The following is a 17,620-nucleotide window of genomic DNA, read 5'->3' as shown; positions in this document are numbered from 1 at the left end:
CGCCTGGGCCGAGGACAAAATTCAACAAACGCCATCCTCCGACGGAGGGATGCAACGCCCCGCTCCGACCGGAGCATTGACTTCCGCTCGGATCGCCCTACCTTGGCATTATCATGTCGAACGTTTGCAATAACCGTTTGTTGCTACGCGCCGGTCACCTTCACGCAGGAAGGTGACCCGGGTGGGCGCGTGTCCGCCCGGGATATCAAGTTCGACCGCATTCCCCGCTGATCATTGTCTCGCCTCGTCGGTGATCGACCCCATCAACAGACGATCGCCCGCAACGACCCACTCGCGGTGAAAAACATGTTCGACAATCCACAGACGCGCCTCCCCGCCATTGCCATCAGCGCACACGATATCGATCGCTTGCGGCACCTTGCCGAAGCTGCGATGGAGAAATATCCCACGACGGCAGAATTTCTTGCCCGGGAAATCGACCGCGCCGAAATCATTCCCGCCGATCGCTCCATCATCGACGACATCAGCGGCCTGAGGCGCAAAATCAATCTCGTGACGATGCAGTCCGAAGTGACGTTCGTCGACGACATCAGCGGCGAAAAGCGCAAGGTCGTCCTTGTTTATCCGGAAGACGCCGACGTCGATGCCGGCAAGATCTCGATTCTCTCACCCATCGGCGCGGCCCTTATCGGCCTGTCTACGGGACAGAGCATCGAGTTCCAAACTCCCTCCGGCGGATGGCGTTCGCTGACCGTGATGGCCGTCTCGTCGCACTGGCCGACGCCGGACCGCAAATAGCAGACATGCGCCTATCTCCGCGCCAGGGAGACGGGCGCATTACATTGTGAAGAGCAGGCACGATGACCATATGCGGCCCTCAGCGGCAGCTCGTGTTATTTCCGGCTTTCGATGGCCGCATGGCGTCCACAGTCAAATCGCGAACTCCGGCCGGACTTTCGCGATCGGAATTGGCCATTCCGCAAATCAAAACGTCCGCCGACGCCGATTGCGTGCTCGCGCCTGATCAAGTGGCGTGACGACATGACAGAAGAATGAAACACGTAAACAGCTCACGGCATTTTCACGCGACGTAAATCCCGATTCGGCTCAACAAAAAACGCCAATACAAAGCCCTCCCTTTTTATTCTTTCAGAACAAGCGTTCCGGGTCTTGATTTCATCGACGATTTATCGTTCAGGGATACGCAGCGACCGCTTGTCCGACCTGTAATTCCCGACAAATTGGAGATACATGATGTCGTCGAATGCTTCGTCCGTGCACGCACGCATCACCGGGCCGATCGTCATGATCGGATTCGGTTCGATCGGAAAAGGCACCTTGCCGCTGATCGAAAAGCATTTCGAGTTCGACAAAGCGCGCTTCGTCATCATCGATCCCCAGGCAGACGACACACTGGCACAAAAGCATGGCGTCAGATTCATCAGACAAGCCATCACCCGCGACAACTATCATGATGTCCTCGTTCCGCTCCTGACGGAAGGCGGAGGCCAGGGCTTCTGCGTCAACCTGTCGGTCGACACCGGCTCGGTCGATCTCATGACCATGTGCCGCGAGATCGGATCGCTTTACATCGACACCGTGGTGGAGCCCTGGCTCGGGTTCTATTTCGACAAGGGCGCCGGCCCCGAAAAGCGTTCCAATTACGCGTTGCGCGAAACGCTGCTCGCGGCCAAGCGAAGGAGCGAAGGCGGCACCACCGCAGTTTCCACCTGCGGCGCCAACCCCGGCATGGTGTCCTGGTTCGTCAAGCAAGCGCTGCTCGACATCGCGCGCGATACCAATACCGCGTTCAACGAACCGAAGAGCCGCGAAGGCTGGGGCCAACTCGCGCACAAGCTCGGCGTCAAAGGCATCCACATCGCCGAGCGCGACACCCAGCGGGCAAAGACGCCGAAGCCGATGAACGTGTTCGTCAATACCTGGTCGGTGGAAGGATTCGTCTCAGAAGGTTTGCAGCCCGCCGAACTCGGCTGGGGCACCCATGAGAAGTGGATGCCTGACAACGGCCGCAAACACGATACCGGATGTCAAGCAGCGATCTATCTGCTGCAGCCCGGCGCCAATACCCGCGTTCGCACGTGGTGCCCGACGCCTGGCGCACAGTATGGCTTTCTCGTCACGCACAACGAATCGATTTCGATCGCCGACTACCTTACCGTTCGCGACGGCCAGAACGTGATTTATCGTCCGACATGCCACTACGCTTACCATCCCGCCAATGACGCCGTGCTGTCGCTACACGAGATGTTCGGTGCGGAAGGCAGAATGCAGCCGAAGTGGCATATCCTCGATGAAACCGAGATCGTCGACGGCGTAGACGAGCTTGGCGTGCTGGTGTACGGCCACAGCAAGAACGCCTACTGGTTCGGCTCGCAACTGTCGATCGAAGAGACCCGCCGCGTTGCGCCGTATCAGAACGCCACCGGCATGCAGGTATCGTCCGCCGTGCTGGCCGGCATGGTATGGGCGCTGGAAAATCCGGAAGCAGGCATCGTCGAGGCCGATGAGATGGACTTCCGCCGCTGCCTCGAAATCCAGCGTCCCTATCTCGGTCCAGTAAAGGGTTTCTACACCGACTGGACACCGCTGAGCGATCGCCCCGGGCTCTTTCCGGAGGACATCGATACATCGGATCCGTGGCAGTTCAGGAACATTCTGGTTCGGTGAACCAAGCGAGAGACGGGAGAATAAGCACTCCCATGCGCAAGCATGGAGACGATTCGCCCCGCGGCTCTTAATTTTCCTTGATCGGCGGTGCAACCTTCTCTGCCGGCGCGGGCGGCAGAGCCGGCTGAGGGTTTGCGTGCCCCGCATCATCGGCATCCGGCCGCGCAGGCTCCGGCGCAGGCGTAGTCGGACGGGTACCGCCCGGCTTTGAGTCGGCTGGCCCGTTCTTTTTGCCAGCGGGCACCGGGAAGGTTTGCGGCGAGGACGCCTGCGCGATCACAACTTCTCTATGTGCAAATGACAGGGAGATACCGGACACGACGGTACCGATAGCAACGACCGCCACGATCGCCAGGACCGTTCTTGCATCGTTTCCTCTTCTCGCACCGCCGTCGCGTTTGTTCGCCATGAGGGGCCCCGTCGCCAATCTCAAAAGACCAACAACTCGCCGCCAGCAAAGTTCCTTCTCAAGACCCCCGAGGACCGGCTCGGCTTTCCAGCGAAAGAAGCATGTCCTCAGGCTTGACCCGAGGATAGCGTCCGGCTCGCGTGAAGATAACGCGTCAGCTCAACTCGGAGTTCCGCTTCTGATCATGTCAGAAGCGGAAAGGCTCCATCTAGAGGTCGACCAGCCCCGCTTCGCCGTTCTGCAGAGCAAAAGCCATCATCGAGCCTTTGGCGTTCCACGCCAGCCCTGCGACAGGCGCTTCGCCGTCACGGCGAACCACAACCTTGGCGCCGTTGGTGAGCCTTACCATCAAGATAGTGCCATTCTCATAACCGGCAGCAAGGAAGTCCTGGGTCGGATGGCAAGCGACCGCTGTGACGCGAGCCTGCAATGGAGCCAGCATCACCGGCTCCTTGTCCATCGGGCCGTCCTTGCTGGCGAACGGCCATACCACCACCCGGTCTGCGCCGGACGTCGCCAGCAATTTTCCACCCATGCCCCATGACATCGATTTCACGCGGCTGGGATAGCCGGTCATTTGCATATGCTGCGCATCGGCCAGCCGCCAACCATGCAGCGCCGGTTCGTGCATGGTCGTGATGATGAACCTGCCGTCAGGGCTGAACGTGACGCCGAGATGCGAACCGGCCCATTCCAGCCGCTCCGGCGCGGCCGTCATGTTCGGAAACCACAGCGACACGCCGTTATAGTGCGCGAGCGCGAGCCGCATGCCCTTCGGGGCGAACGAAAGTCCTCCGACGCTCGAAGGAGCGTCGATCGCCTTTTCTTCACCCTTGATCCCGCGCACGAAAGCGGTCTTGCCGGCGGACCATGCGAGCGTGCCATCAGGATGGACCGCAACGTTATCGATCCAGCGACGCTTCGCGTCGGTCGCAAGAACCGAACTCTCACCCTTGATGTCGAGGGCGACGACCTTGCCGTCGTCGCCGCCGGTGATGATCCGCTTGCCGTCGGAAACCGACGACAGGATCGCGCCACCATGAACGGCCACCGCGGCCTTCTCACCATCGGCGGAAACGAGCGTGATTGTTTCCTCGTCGCCGACGAACGCGGCATGATCGCCGATGAAGTAAAGGGCTGCCACCGGCGAGCCGATGACGACGGGACGCACGCGCTCGCCGATCGAGGCCATCGCGTGCTGCTGCGGAGCGGTGTCTTTCATCACGCGGCGATGCAGTTCTGGAAGCCTTCGCGGATCAAGGCTTCCGGCAATTCGCGGCCAATGAAGACGAGACGGCTTTCCCGTTTCTCGTCAGGCTTCCATGGGCGCTGGCGGCTGCCTTCCAGCATCATGTGGACGCCCTGGAAGACGTAGCGGTCGTCGTCGCCGCTGAACGCCATGATACCTTTCGAGCGCAGAATCTTCTGCCCCTCCGCCGCCAACAGTTCCTGTAGCCACGGCATGAACTTGTCCTGCTCAAGCGGCTTGTCCGAACGCAGTGACAGCGACTGCATCTCCTCGTCGTGATAATGCTTCGGGCCATGGCCGTGATCATGGTCATGATGATCATGGCCGTGGTCGTGATCGTGGTGGTCATGATCGTGGTGGTGATGGTCGTGACCGTCATTCGCGAGGAAATCCGGCTCCAGTTCGAGAATGCGGTCGAGATCGAACGCGCCGCGCTCCAGAACATCCGATAGCGCCACCTGGCAGCGCTCGGTGCGGTGCAGTTTCGCGTAGGGATTGATGCCGCGAATCCGCGCCTCCACATCGGCCAACGCCGGCGCCGACACCAGATCGGTCTTGTTCAAGACGATGACATCGGCGAAGGCGATCTGGTTCTTCGCCTCGGGCGCGTCCTTCAATCGCTCGCTCAGCCACTTGGCGTCGGCAACCGTCACCACGGCATCAAGGCGCGCATGGTTCTGCACGTCCTCGTCGACGAAGAAAGTCTGCGCCACCGGCGCCGGATCGGCGAGGCCCGTGGTCTCCACGATGATGGCGTCGAACTTGCCCTTGCGCTTCATCAGTCCTTCGAGAATACGCACCAGGTCGCCGCGCACCGTGCAGCAGACGCAGCCGTTGTTCATTTCGAACACTTCCTCGTCGGCGCCGATGATCAGGTCGTTGTCGATCCCGACTTCGCCGAATTCGTTGACGATCACGGCATATTTCTTGCCATGATTTTCAGACAGGATACGGTTCAAAAGCGTGGTTTTGCCGGCACCGAGATAGCCTGTCAGCACGGTTACGGGAATTTTCGTCGAGGCGGAGGCGTTTACATCAGACATCAATAAACTCGGGGCTGTTTTGCTCTCCTTGCGGAGAGAGGTAGGGTTCAATAGCACGCGCAGCGTTCAGCGACCATGCGAGCCGTCTTGCGATCCTTCCCGCGAGGAAGGCCGCGGCTAGTCCGCCAGCGCGCTGATTAACGTCTTTATATTATGCCGGACCATGGCAATGTAAGTGGGGGCTTCGCCCTTTTCATCGCTCAAACTGTCGGAATAGAGCGTCCCCCCGACCCGGGCTCCGGCTTCGGCGGCGATCTGGCGGGTCAGCCGCGGATCGCTGAGATCCTCAAGAAACACGGCCGGGATTTTTGCCGTCCTGATCTGCGTGATCGTGGCAGCGATATCGCGCGCGCTCGCCTCGCTATCGGTCGACACGCCCTGCGGAGCAATGAAAGCAATGCCATAGGCCGCCTCGAAATAGGTGAAGGCATTGTGGGCCGAGATCACCTTGCGGCGCTCGGGTGGAATACGGGCCACCGCTTGGCGAACCTCTCGATCCAGCGCGTCCAGCTTCACGAGATAGTTAGCGGCGTTGTCCCGATAGACCGATTCGCCCGCGGGATCGGCCGCGATCAGTGCATCCCGAATGTTAGCGACATATATTTTGGCATTGGCAACGGACTGCCACGCATGAGGATCCGATGAATCTTTACCGTGGAGCATTTTATTGACGTCGGACCCGCGCAACGAAACGCCCGTTGCCGCAACGACGATCGCCGCGTTGCCGCCGGAGGCCTGCACCAGCCGCGGCAGCCAGCCTTCGAGTCCGAGCCCGTTGACAATGACCAGCCTCGCGGCCGCGACCTTCCTGGCGTCTGCCGGTGTCGGGGTAAACACATGCACGTCGCCGTTCGTTCCCACCAGCGTGGTGACACCGGTTCGCGCGCCTCCGACAGCCCGCGCGAAATCGCCGAGAATCGAAAAACTTGCGACCACGGGGATCCGTTGATCGCTGCGGTCATCTCCGGCATCCTGGGCGCGGGCGGGCGCGAGCGCTGCCAAAGCAATCGCCATCACCCATATTCCGAGACGGCGCCGCGCCATGACCTTCACCATCACGCTTCGAGATGGGGCGCGGGAAAAAGCGGTCGAAGAATCCCGCGAACGCGTCCGAACAGCACGGACAGCGCATAGATCGCCGACGCCACCAGAATGACTGCTGGCCCCGCGGGCACCTTGCTGTGGAACGACAGTATCAGTCCGGTATAGCCGGACAGCAGCGCGCTGACGACAGCGATCATGATCATGCCAGTGATGTCGCGCGACCAGAATCGCGCGATGCCCGCCGGCAGGATCATCAATCCGACTGCCATCAGGGTACCCATCGCATGGAAGCCATTGACGAGGTTGACGACGACCAATCCGAGAAACGCCAGGTGCGCCGGCGCGCCGGCGCGGCTCACCGTGCGCAGAAACACGGGATCAACGCATTCGATCACCAACGGGCGGTAGATCACCGCAAGCACCACAAGCGTCACGGTGGCATTGATCGCGATGACCATGAGCGTCTGGTTGTCCATCGCAAGGATATTGCCGAAGAGCACATGAAGCAGATCGATGTTGGTGCCCTTGACCGACACGATGGTGACGCCCAACGCCAGCGACGCGAGATAAAAGGTTGCCAGCGACGAATCCTCTTTTAATTCGGTGAGGCGCGACACCACCCCCGACAGAATCGCCACTGCGAATCCCGCGATCAATCCGCCGACGGTCATCGCGAACAAATTGAGACCTGACAGCAGGAAACCGATAGCCGCTCCGGGCAGGATCGCGTGCGCCATCGCGTCGCCGACAAGACTCATCCCCCTCAACATCAGGAACACGCCGATCGGCGCCGCCCCAAGCGCGAGCGCAATAGCCGCCGCCAGCGCACGGCGCATGAATTCGAAGTCGGCGAAGGGAGCGACCAGCGCGTCGTAAACCATGATGCCTCAGGCCGCGCGCGGTGAAACCTGCGCCGCGCAGGCGGCAGCGCCGTCGTCGAAAGCCTCGCACATTTGCCGGGCTCGCGACAGATTGTCGGCCGTCAGCGCCTGCGCCGTCGGCCCCCATGCCACCGCGCCGCGCGCAAGCAGCAGCGTCTCCGGGAAATTCGCGCGCACCAGGTCCATGTCGTGCAGCGCCGCGAGTACTGTGCGCTTCTCCTCATGCCAACGCCGCACCAGAGCGAGCAAATCGGCCGCGGTCTTGGCGTCAATGGCGTTGAACGGCTCGTCCAGGATGATCACGCCGGCATCTTGCAACAGCACCCGAGCGAACAGCATGCGCTGCATCTGTCCGCCCGACAGCGTTCCGATGGGACGATTTTCAAATCCGTTCAGGCCGACGGCCGCAAGCGCTTCGACGATCCGCCGACATTCGCGACTGCCGAGCCGGCCGAACGCACCGGTGGCTCGCCACAACCCGGAACTGGTGAAATCGAACACTGAAATCGGAAAGCTGCGATCGATCTCGGCGCTCTGTGGCAAATAGGCGATGTCGCGGACGTCGAGACCTCCAAAGACGATCGAGCCGGCCAGTGGTTTCAGAATGCCCACGATGCCGCGAAACAGCGTCGATTTGCCCGCGCCGTTCGGACCAACCACCGCCAGCATCGCGCCGGACGCGATCTCACCGGTTAGATGATGCACAGCCGGATGCCGCTCATAGCCCAGCGTGACGTCACGGAACTGAAGTTGCGCTACCATCGCACGGTCGTCAGCAATACGGTGGCCCAAAGTACGACGATGGCCGCAAGCGCCGTTCCCAACCGTGCAACCAGCGCCATCCGCAGGATCGACCATGGCACTGCCTGGGCCGGATGCGGCGAGGACGGTCCATGGCCGTGTTCGTCTGGGTGTCCATGCCCGTACGCTTGACCATGGATGCGAGAGCGAGACTGGAGCACCTGATACGCTTTCCGGCTCCGGGGACCAGACAACAGAGCCATATTGTCGATATTCACAACCGTTATATTATAACATCACAGATGTCCAGCAGACAAGCCGCCGCAGCTTTCAATGAGCGGGCGGACCGGCGCGAGGAGGCAAACAGGCCCGCGCGCTCGAATGATCACCGACCGCGAAGATGGCAGGCCAGACCGATCCCGCCGCGTTCGTACAACGCCCCATCAAGCGATCATGAGAGCGCGCGCGACCGGTTATTCGAACAGCGGTCACACCCCACATTGCACCTGAATAGGAAACAACTGGAAGATCAGGCCCGTTGAGATCGAACCAGAAATATCGATGAGAAATGTAATGAACGGGACATGCAAAAAAGGCGGCGCCACAGTGCCGCCTTTCATGACGTTTTACCAGGCTACCGATCAGACGGCCTTGGAGAACAGTTCATCGACATAATCCCAGTTCACAAGATGATCGAGGAATGCCTTGAGATAATCCGGACGGCGATTGCGATAATCGATGTAATAGGAGTGCTCCCAGACATCGCAGCCGAGAATGGGAGTCGCGTTGTGAATCAGCGGATTCTCGGCATTCGGCGTCTTGGACACACTGAGCTTGCCATTCTTGACCTGTAGCCACGCCCACCCCGAACCGAACTGTCCGGCGCCGGCCGCGGCGAAATCGGCCTTGAATTTGTCCAAAGTGCCAAAATCTTCGATGATCTTCTTCTCCAGACGACCCGGCAGTTTGTTGCCGCCGCCGTTGGGCTTCATCCAGTTCCAGAAATGCAGGTGGTTATAATGCTGACCGGCATTGTTGAAGACGGCCACGGCCGCGCTCTTACCGTATGAGCTTTTCACGATATCCTCGAGCGATTTGCCCTCGAATTCAGTCCCCTTGATCGCGTTATTGCCGTTGGTCACGTAAGCCTGATGGTGCTTATCGTGATGATATTCCAAAGTTTCTTTGGACATATGGGGCGCAAGCGCGTCATGGGCATACGGCAGGTTCGGAAGCGTAAAGGTCATGGGTTATTTGTCCGAATTGGTGGGAGATTGAAAGGGAGCCTGGAGAAACACCAATAGGTGTTTCCTTCGCCAGCACTACAAGAGCCGTTACATACCATAACGTGAGAGTGGTCAACGCCGGGTATTCCGCTCATGCAGGCTTCGTATTCACGAGACGCGCAGCTCGCTTGCCATCACGTCCTTTGCTTTCTCCAAGACCGGATATGGCGCGCCGCACATATCGACGTTGCACAATTCGATTTTTTTGTTATGCACCCCAAGGGGCTCAGAAGGTGGTTGTCATGCTCATGCGATCCGGCGTTGCCGTTGCAATTCTTGCCGCCATGTTATCCGTCGCCGGCGCACAGACATCGCCCGGCCCCAGCGGCATCTGGCTGACACAAGCGGGTGACGCCAAGGTTCGTGTCAGCAGATGCCACAGCGGGCTTTGCGGCGTCATCGTCTGGTTGCGCGACCCGATCGATCCCGCGACGGGAAGACCTGCCGTCGACGACAAAAATCACAACCCCGCGCTGTCCAGGCGACCCATGATCGGATTGCCGTTGTTCCACGGCATGTCGCAAACCGGCCCTAACAAATGGTCAGGCACGATCTACAATGCTGATGACGGCAACACCTATGCCGGCAACGTCTCTGTCGCAGGACCGGGCGCGTTGCGCGTGGAAGGCTGCCTGGGCGCCTTGTGCAGCGGAGAGGTCTGGACACGCTCCCGCCGCTGACGAACAAGCCGCCTCCCCTCGTCTTCAAAGCTTCACGGCGCGCAGCCGCAACGCGTTGCCGACGACGCTCACCGACGACAGCGCCATGGCCGCAGCGGCCACGATGGGGGAAAGCAGCAGGCCAAAAAGCGGATAGAGAACTCCGGCCGCGATCGGGATGCCGGCGGCATTATAGATGAAGGCAAAGAACAGGTTCTGTCGGATATTGCTCATGGTCGCCTCGGAGAGACGGCGAGCACGAACTATGCCCATAAGGTCTCCTCCGAGGAGCGTCACGCCGGCGCTCTCCATGGCGACGTCGGTCCCGGTCCCCATGGCAATGCCGACATCGGCGGTGGCCAGCGCCGGCGCATCGTTGATGCCGTCTCCGGCCATGGCGACGACGCGGCCCTCATTCTGAAGCCGGGCGACGACGGCGCTCTTCTGCTCGGGAAGGACATCCGCCTCGACATCGGTGATGCCGAGCTGCCTGCCGATCGCGTTGGCGGTGGCGCGGTTGTCGCCGGTCAGCATGATGACCTTGATGCCTTCGCCCGCCAGCGCTTTCAGGGCCGCGGGCGTTGATGCTTTCACGGGATCGGCGATCGCGAGCAGGCCGGCCAGCTTGCCGTCAATGGCGACGTTGACGACGGTGACGCCATCATTGCGCAGGTCATCGGCTAATGCCGCCATGTCCTGAACGGCGACATCCCGCGATTCGAGAAAAGCCGCCGAGCCGATCAGCACGGCTCTCCCCGCGACCTTACCGATCACGCCCTTTCCGGCCGGGGCATCGAACTCCTGCACCTCACCCAACGCCAGATCGCGCTCCTTTGCCGCAGCTACGATGGCGTCCGCCAGCGGATGTTCGCTGGATCGTTCGACACTCGCGGCAAGACGCAGCAGGTCGTCTTTCTCGACCCCTTCCGCCGCCTCGATGGCAACGACCTTGGGCTTGCCCTCGGTCAGGGTGCCGGTCTTGTCGACCACCAGCGTGTCGACCCTCTCCATGCGCTCGAGTGCTTCGGCATTCCTGATCAGGACGCCGGCCTGCGCGCCGCGTCCGACGCCCACCATGATCGACATCGGCGTGGCGAGCCCGAGCGCGCATGGACAGGCGATGATCAGCACGCTCACCGCAGCAACCAGGCCGAACGCCAGACGCGGCTCGGGGCCGACGAAGGCCCAGACCGCGAACGCAATCGCGGCCGCAGCGATGACGGTGGGCACGAACCAACCCGCCACCCGATCGGCAAGGCGCTGGATCGGAGCGCGGGACCGCTGCGCCTGCGCCACCATCTGTACGATCCGCGACAACAGCGTGTCGTGCCCGACCTTCTCGGCTCGCATGACGAAACTGCCGGACCGGTTGATGGCGCCGGCGATCACCCTTGCGCCCGTTTCCCGGGCGACCGGCATGGATTCACCAGTCACCATGGATTCATCGAGCGACGAGCGACCCTCCACGATATGGCCGTCCACCGGTACTTTCTCCCCGGGGCGAACCCGGAGCCTGTCGCCGGCGGCCACCTCATCGAGCGCAACGTCATGATCCGCGCCTGACACATCGACGCGGCGCGCGGTTTTCGGTGCAAGATCGAGCAGCGCCTTGATGGCGCCGGACGTTGCCTCGCGCGCGCGCAACTCAAGCACCTGCCCGAGCAGCACCAGGATCGTGATAACCGCCGCCGCCTCGAAATAGACCGCGACCGCGCCGTCGTGCCCGCGAAAGGCGGGCGGGAAAATCGCAGGCGCTACGGTCGCGGCAAGGCTATAGACATAGGCAACGCCGGTACCCATCGCAATCAGCGTGAACATGTTGAGATTGCGTGTCGTCAGCGATTGCCAGCCGCGCACGAAGAACGGCCAGCCGGCCCAGATCACCACCGGCGTCGCAAACGCGAGTTGAATCCAGTTCGACAGCGTTGGTCCGATCCAGCCATGCGTTCCGGCAATATGCGCACCCATGTCCAACGCGATTACAGGCAATGCGAGGACCAGCCCGATCCAAAACCGGCGCGACATGTCCGCAAGTTCAGGATTGGGCGTGTCGTCAAGGGACACAAGTTCCGGCTCCAGCGCCATGCCGCAGATCGGACAGGCGCCGGGGCCGACCTGGCGGACTTCCGGATGCATCGGGCAGGTGTAGATGACGCCTTCGGGGACATTCGCCGGCGGCGCCTTGGATTTGTCGAGATAGGACTGCGGGGCCGCCGCGAATTTGGTCCGGCAGCCGGCAGAGCAGAAGTGATGCGTCGTGCCTTGATGCTCGAAGCGATGCTTGCTGGTCTGCGGATCGACCGTCATACCACAGACCGGATCAAGGACTTCTCCATCGGCCGCATGGTCGGCGTAACCGTGGTGTTGATGAGGCGCGTGCGCGTCATGGGCATGTACCGTCACAGCTTTCCCACCGCAGCAGCTCGACTCGCTGGATATGGAGGCGGATGACGCAGTCTGATTCTCCGCCGCGCAGCCGCAGCCATTTCCATTTTGGAACCCTGCTTGCCCTGCTGTATTCATTCCAATCTCCGCAGTCCCCCCTTGCAGTATATACCCTGTGGGGGTATGTATCCTGCATGCGCGACAATATCAAGGTATCCTGCCGAAAGCGCCTGAGCCGGATCGAAGGCCAGGTCCGCGGGTTGTCCCGAATGGTGGACGAAGACCGCTATTGTATCGACATCGTGACGCAGATTTCCGCCGTGCGTGCCGCGCTCCGGCGCGTCGAGGAGGAAGTGCTGAAAGATCACGTGGCGCATTGCGTCGAACACGCGATCGCAAGCGGTAACAAGACTGATCAGCGGCGCAAGATCTCCGAGTTGATGGCCGTCATCGAGCGGACGAACCGATAATTGAAGAGATCCTATCGGCGCTCCGCCGCCGAGCCGGATGAACTGATCAACGCTTCATGTCCACTCCAGAGCATGATCCGTGGAAATCGGTTTTCGGAAAGGAGCATGCTCAAACAAAAAGATAAGCGACGAGTCTGGTTCAACGCAGTTGAACCAGAGTCTAGGTCACGAACCCATAAATGGGATTCCGTTTGGACGGGAGGCGTGATTCAATCTCCGGAGGGAGGAGGATTGAATGGCTCGTTTTGATCTGACGGATTTCGAGTGGTCTGTGATTCAGCCGCTTTTGCCGAACAAATCGCGCGGCGTTGCACGGGTGGATGACCGGCGGGTGCTGAACGGGATCTTCTGGCGGCTGCGTACCGGTGCGCCGTGGGCGGATATTCCGGCGCGCTACGGCCCGCATACGACCTGCGTGAACCGCTTCAACCGGTGGCGCAAGGCAGGCGTTTGGGATCGTATTCTGTCGGCGGTTTCAAAGGCTTATGATGGCGACATCCAGATGATCGACTCCTCGTCGATCCGCGTGCATCAGCATGCGGCCAACGGTCAAAAAAACAGACCAGATCCCGTTGCATGGGTCGCTCGCGCGGCGGGCTGACAACCAAGATCCACGCGCTGGTGGATGCCTGCGGCCTGCCGATCTGCCTCAAGATCACCGAAGGCCAGGCCCATGACGGGCGCAGTGCGCAGGACATGATCGACACCGTCGAGCGCGGCGACGTGCTGCTGGCCGATCGAGCCTATGATTCCAACGCCCTGCGCCAGACCCTGGCCGCGCGCGGCGCGACGGCCAATGTGAAGCCGATGCCAAATCGCGTCGTCGCCCTGCGCTTCAACAGGCAGCTCTATCGCAAGCGCAACCTGGTCGAACGGTTCTTCAACAAAATCAAGCATTATCGAGCCGTCGCCACCCGCTACGACAAACGTGACGACAACTTCCTCGCTGCCATCAAGCTCGCCTCAATCCGCATCTGGTTGCGATTTAATGAGTCGATGACCTAGGCTCGCGCGACAGCAGGACATAGCGGTGTCGCCACGCGTGCCGAACGCAGGATGGAAAAACGCATCCTCGCTCCCCATTTCAGGTGCGAGTTTCCGTCCGGCCTCTCAGTTTTCTGACGTATAACGCGCCCCAACCGAGCCCGAGCAGCGCGGCCACCGAAGACCCCATCAGCACGCCGAGTTTCGCTGTGGCAAGCAGGTTCTCGTCGGCGAAGGCCAGCATGGCAATGAAGATGGACATGGTGAAGCCGATCCCTGCAAGCAAGCCAATCAGCAGGATGCCGCCCCATGACACACCAGGCGGCAGCCGGCACCAACCCATCCACACCATGAACCAGGACGCGGTAACCACGCCGAGCGGCTTGCCCACCACGAGAGCAAGCCCGACGCCAAGCCCGACGAAATGCGCTCCCCCCGCAAACAACTCCGCATCCCCAATGCTTACGCCCGCGTTCGCCAGCGCAAAGAGAGGCATGATGCCGTAAGCGACCCATGGATGCAGCGCTGTCTGCACGCGCACCACCGGCGGCAATATCTCGCGACTGGCGAGATGCAACTGCCGCCGGGATTGCGCCAGACGATGCGCGTCCTTCGCAGGCACCGCGTCATGATTTCGAAGCTCTTCGGCAATACGGGACAATGCATCTAGCGGCTGTTCGCGCATAGGGATGGACACCACTGGCGTCATCAGTCCAAGGACGACACCGGCGAGAGTTGGATGGGCGCCCGTCACCAACAAGCCGGCCCAGATCACGGCGCCCGGAAGGACATAAGCATACGCCGAACCGACACCGATCCGTTGAAACCCAACGACCGTCAGGATGCCGGCGCCAGCGATCAAAAACCCGCTCGGCTCGAGCCCGCCCGAGTAGAACAAAGCGATAATCAGCACCGCGATCACATCGTCGATGATCGCAAGCGCGAGCAGAAAGATCCGCACGTTGCTCGGGATCGACCGGCCCAGCAGGGCGAGTACGCCGATCGCGAAGGCGATGTCGGTCGCCGTCGGCACCGCCCAGCCGCGCGCCCGCACCACATCGGTGTTCAGCGCCAGATAGATCAAGGCCGGAACCACGACTCCTCCGGCCGCCGCGACGACAGGCAGGACCGCCTGATTGAATTTGCTCAGCGCCCCCTCATGAATCTCGCGTCGGATCTCCATGCCGACAACCACGAAGAAGACGGTCATCAGCGCGTCGTTGACCCAGAAGTGCAAGGATTGGGCGTAAACGAAACGACCAAGCCCGAACGAGAATGTCAGATGCCAGAGGTCATGATAGCTTTGGGCGAAAGGGGAGTTGGCCCAGATCAGAGCGATGGTTGCGGCGACCAGCAGAACGGCGCCGCTGACAGCCTCGACGTGCAGAAATTGCTCCAGTGTCGCAAGGGCTCGCTGGGCAAGTAACTGGGCCCGCGGCAGGTCACGGGGAGAAGTCTGTCGATCCATCGGTCATGCATATTCCGCGCGGCGGCCCGACCAACGCACGACCTGTTTCCGCTGCCCGATGCAGCAAAAACACCCTGACCGTTTTTATACGCGATCATGTCCGCGAGGCAACAGGCATTGCCACGGCGAGAGCATTTTTGTGAAGTGGATACCGGTTCGCGTAAAGAAAACGCGCCAAATCAAAATCTGAGAGCCCTGCTTCCGATTCAATCAGAAGCGGAAAGGCTCCAGGCGTCATCATTCCTGCGTACGCGCAGGATGTCTTCGACGTCGCGGATTCCGTACCGCGCGGGAAGCTCTCGACGAATAGCTCTCGATCCGTCACGCCGAGTTCGGCAGGCTCTGGTTTCGCGGAGCACTTCAGATCGATGGCGACCGCGCGGCTCAACGCCGATCCATCTTGACAGTAATTCGCTATATCTAATAGACTATAACGTATTGCAGCAGCCAAGGACTGGCGGTCGCCGGCTTACATGCCTCAAACGCTACCCTATCGCGACGATATCAATCGATATGTTGAGACGGATGTGGAAATGAAAGATTCAGAGCCGCTTCAAGTTACGCTTACGAAAATGTGTGAGCTTCACGCCATTGACATGCCACCCAACGGAGAGTTGGCGGAGCATTTCCAACTCGCATTTCCATCGGCCAGCTATGATGACGAGGCTGGTGAGTGGCGCATGGCCTGGAAGAAGGGAACCTACGCCGAATCCAACGCACGACTGGAAGCTTTTTTTCGGAGAGAGGCGTAGCTTTCTCCCACGTTGACAAGTGCTGATGCTTCACCGCTGCATCTGTCATAATCGCAGTATCGTATCGCACAACCGTGGCGTCAGCATAAGTCGCAACCGCAGACGCGACGACGTGACTATGAAATTCACAGAGTTGGAGGCCAGGATGCATCACGCCAAGGACGCACATAAGTTCGCAAAAGCGCCATCTCATGCGTTCGTTTTGCCTCGAGACGGAGAAATGGCCGAGCTGCTTCAACAAGCGTTTCCCGAAGCCTATTTCGATGAGAAACATCTCGAGTGGCGGATTGATTGGGATGAGCGGCAGTTTCCTACTCAAGGTCAGCGCCTCGACGATTTTTCGATCAGGCACAAACTTGAAATTTTCCATCGCTACTGACGCGCGGTAACTTGGTCTTTGGCCTGCGGCCGCTGATTCAGCGTACGCTATATACATCAATATATAGCAATATATATCAATGGCGGCGACACTCGTTTTCCGCGCATGATTTCGCATACGAGACATTTCTGATGACCAATAGCGTATACGCGTCAACCATGGATCCGGGAATCGGACGTCAAGTGCCCGGCACGGGCGAGGCAGCACGATGCTTCAAGCTCGGCTTGTCTGGCTGCGGCGGCGGCCTCGAATCGATTTCGACCTCTCAAATCCTCGATTTGGTCGAGAAAGTCGAAGCGCTGGGCTTTACCGGGATCTGGCTCAATGAGGAACACTTCCAGGGCAGCATCGTGGAAGTTGAGGGCCGGCGATGCCACTCACCTCTGATTCTGGCGTCCGCCATTCTGGCGCGCACCAGGCGTCTGCGCGTCGGCTTTTCTGTATTGCTGGCGGCGCTGCACAACCCGATCCGTCTTGCCGAGGAAATCGCGACACTGGACGTTCTATCCGATGGGCGCGTCGACGTCGGCATTTCCCGCGGCAACAACCCCCGTTATCTCAATGCCTACGGCGTCGATCCGGAAGGCACCGCTGATCATTTCAAGGATATGCTGACATTCCTGCCCCGCGCCTGGGCGGCCGGCAAGATCCCATTCGGCGATACCGCTCACTCGATCGAACCGAAGCCGATCCAGTCGCCACACCCGCCGATCTATGTCGGCACCAACACCAACGAGACCGCCGCGTGGGCAACGAAGAACGGTCACAAGATCATCTGTCACGGCATCATCAGCATGCCAAACCAGCGCCGGCTGATGCGCGCATATGTCGACGCCGGCGGTGATCCCGCAAAAGTGCCGTTCGGACGCTTTGTCTATGTCAGCGAATCGGATGCGTCAGCACGCAAGGAGTTGTGGCCGACAATCGAGAAGTTGACCACGCGGCTGAAGGGCTTCGGTCTGTTCAAGCGCGAAGGCGTTATCGACGAAGCGGGCCTGGAGCCGGAAAACTTTTATCGCGACATGGTGATTGCGGGATCACCCGAAACTTGCGCGGAGAAGTTCATGACGCTGCACGATGAACTCGGCGTGACTTACCTCAACGCATTGTCCGCATTCTTCGGCTTCTTGCCGCTTCCACTGCTCGAACGCTCCCTTGACCTGATGGGGAACGTGCTGCGGCCAAATCTCGAAAAGACGCTGGCGGTTGCCTGATCCGATA

Annotated in this window: 18 protein-coding genes; 8 read left to right on the top strand and 10 right to left on the bottom strand. The window is 60.4% G+C overall.

What is annotated here, in order from left to right; all coding sequences use genetic code 11:
* Positions 1 to 306: 306 nt before the first annotated feature.
* Together rnk and NB311A_RS06655 are read left to right on the top strand one after the other, a co-directional pair.
* Positions 307 to 759: a nucleoside diphosphate kinase regulator gene (rnk, locus tag NB311A_RS06660; protein ID WP_009797735.1), complete on the top strand. Its 453-nt coding sequence runs from the start codon at positions 307 to 309 to the stop codon at positions 757 to 759.
* 453 nt (positions 760 to 1,212) lie between these two features.
* Positions 1,213 to 2,649 carry a homospermidine synthase gene (locus tag NB311A_RS06655; RefSeq protein WP_009797733.1) on the top strand — a complete coding sequence of 479 codons (1,437 nt, stop codon included), beginning with the start codon at positions 1,213 to 1,215 and terminating at the stop codon, positions 2,647 to 2,649.
* Positions 2,650 to 2,716: 67 nt separating this feature from the next.
* Here the strand turns inward: NB311A_RS06655 and NB311A_RS21865 are convergent, their stop codons facing one another.
* The 7 genes from NB311A_RS21865 to NB311A_RS06620 all read right to left on the bottom strand — a co-directional run bounded on the left by NB311A_RS21865 (position 2,717) and on the right by NB311A_RS06620 (position 9,263).
* Entirely contained in the window at positions 2,717 to 3,058 is a 342-nt protein-coding gene (locus NB311A_RS21865; RefSeq protein ID WP_009797732.1) for a hypothetical protein, read from the bottom strand.
* A 208-nt stretch (positions 3,059 to 3,266) separates the two neighbouring features.
* Positions 3,267 to 4,280, bottom strand: a complete 1,014-nt coding sequence (locus NB311A_RS06645) for a WD40 repeat domain-containing protein (protein ID WP_083780397.1) — start codon at positions 4,278 to 4,280, stop codon at positions 3,267 to 3,269.
* A complete protein-coding gene (locus NB311A_RS06640) occupies positions 4,280 to 5,350 on the bottom strand; it encodes a GTP-binding protein (protein WP_040674160.1) in 1,071 nt (356 codons plus the stop codon). The genes NB311A_RS06645 and NB311A_RS06640 overlap by 1 nt, the downstream gene beginning before the upstream one ends.
* A gap of 117 nt (positions 5,351 to 5,467) precedes the next feature.
* Entirely contained in the window at positions 5,468 to 6,406 is a 939-nt protein-coding gene (locus NB311A_RS06635; protein ID WP_009797729.1) for a metal ABC transporter solute-binding protein, Zn/Mn family, read from the bottom strand.
* Positions 6,406 to 7,275, bottom strand: coding sequence for a metal ABC transporter permease (locus tag NB311A_RS06630; protein ID WP_009797728.1), 870 nt, complete (start codon positions 7,273 to 7,275; stop codon positions 6,406 to 6,408). The genes NB311A_RS06635 and NB311A_RS06630 overlap by 1 nt, the downstream gene beginning before the upstream one ends.
* Positions 7,276 to 7,281: 6 nt before the next feature.
* Complete coding sequence (locus tag NB311A_RS06625) at positions 7,282 to 8,037, bottom strand: metal ABC transporter ATP-binding protein (RefSeq protein WP_009797727.1); 756 nt, start codon at positions 8,035 to 8,037, stop codon at positions 7,282 to 7,284.
* Positions 8,038 to 8,657: 620 nt separating this feature from the next.
* On the bottom strand, positions 8,658 to 9,263 hold the full coding sequence (locus NB311A_RS06620; RefSeq protein WP_009797725.1) for a superoxide dismutase: 606 nt from the start codon (positions 9,261 to 9,263) through the stop codon (positions 8,658 to 8,660).
* A gap of 281 nt (positions 9,264 to 9,544) precedes the next feature.
* On the opposite strand from NB311A_RS06620, the gene NB311A_RS06615 reads away from it, so the two are divergent.
* On the top strand, positions 9,545 to 9,982 hold the full coding sequence (locus tag NB311A_RS06615) for a DUF2147 domain-containing protein (protein ID WP_009797723.1): 438 nt from the start codon (positions 9,545 to 9,547) through the stop codon (positions 9,980 to 9,982).
* A gap of 24 nt (positions 9,983 to 10,006) precedes the next feature.
* Here NB311A_RS06615 and NB311A_RS06610 read toward each other — a convergent pair whose 3' ends face one another.
* Complete coding sequence (locus tag NB311A_RS06610; protein ID WP_040674158.1) at positions 10,007 to 12,484, bottom strand: heavy metal translocating P-type ATPase; 2,478 nt, start codon at positions 12,482 to 12,484, stop codon at positions 10,007 to 10,009.
* 56 nt (positions 12,485 to 12,540) lie between these two features.
* Between NB311A_RS06610 and NB311A_RS06605 the strand changes: the two genes are divergently transcribed.
* Entirely contained in the window at positions 12,541 to 12,816 is a 276-nt protein-coding gene (locus NB311A_RS06605) for a metal-sensitive transcriptional regulator (protein WP_009797720.1), read from the top strand.
* A 235-nt stretch (positions 12,817 to 13,051) separates the two neighbouring features.
* Positions 13,052 to 13,821 (top strand): IS5 family transposase gene (locus tag NB311A_RS20170; protein WP_116394719.1). Its coding sequence is split into 2 segments (ribosomal slippage): positions 13,052 to 13,363 and positions 13,366 to 13,821, totalling 768 coding nucleotides; the frame shifts between segments, so codons are not numbered across the junction.
* 79 nt (positions 13,822 to 13,900) lie between these two features.
* Here the strand turns inward: NB311A_RS20170 and nhaA are convergent.
* Both nhaA and NB311A_RS06585 read right to left on the bottom strand, forming a co-directional pair.
* Entirely contained in the window at positions 13,901 to 15,268 is a 1,368-nt protein-coding gene (nhaA, locus tag NB311A_RS06590) for a Na+/H+ antiporter NhaA (RefSeq protein WP_009797718.1), read from the bottom strand.
* Between the two features lie 94 nt (positions 15,269 to 15,362).
* A complete protein-coding gene (locus tag NB311A_RS06585; protein ID WP_009797717.1) occupies positions 15,363 to 15,656 on the bottom strand; it encodes a hypothetical protein in 294 nt (97 codons plus the stop codon).
* 145 nt (positions 15,657 to 15,801) lie between these two features.
* Between NB311A_RS06585 and NB311A_RS06580 the strand changes: the two genes are divergently transcribed.
* The 3 genes from NB311A_RS06580 (at position 15,802) to NB311A_RS06570 (ending at position 17,613) form a co-directional block, all read left to right on the top strand.
* Positions 15,802 to 16,020 (top strand): hypothetical protein, encoded by a 219-nt coding sequence (locus NB311A_RS06580; RefSeq protein ID WP_245256952.1) that lies wholly within the window; start codon positions 15,802 to 15,804, stop codon positions 16,018 to 16,020.
* Between the two features lie 145 nt (positions 16,021 to 16,165).
* Positions 16,166 to 16,399: a hypothetical protein gene (locus NB311A_RS06575; RefSeq protein WP_131522885.1), complete on the top strand. Its 234-nt coding sequence runs from the start codon at positions 16,166 to 16,168 to the stop codon at positions 16,397 to 16,399.
* A gap of 131 nt (positions 16,400 to 16,530) precedes the next feature.
* Positions 16,531 to 17,613, top strand: coding sequence for an LLM class flavin-dependent oxidoreductase (locus NB311A_RS06570; protein WP_040674176.1), 1,083 nt, complete (start codon positions 16,531 to 16,533; stop codon positions 17,611 to 17,613).
* The last annotated feature ends 7 nt before the right edge of the window (positions 17,614 to 17,620 follow it).

Source organism: Nitrobacter sp. Nb-311A, from assembly GCF_000152905.1.
Classification (GTDB): domain Bacteria; phylum Pseudomonadota; class Alphaproteobacteria; order Rhizobiales; family Xanthobacteraceae; genus Nitrobacter.
Note: the sequence above shows the minus strand (reverse complement) of the source record. Positions and strands in the feature narration are given on the sequence as shown.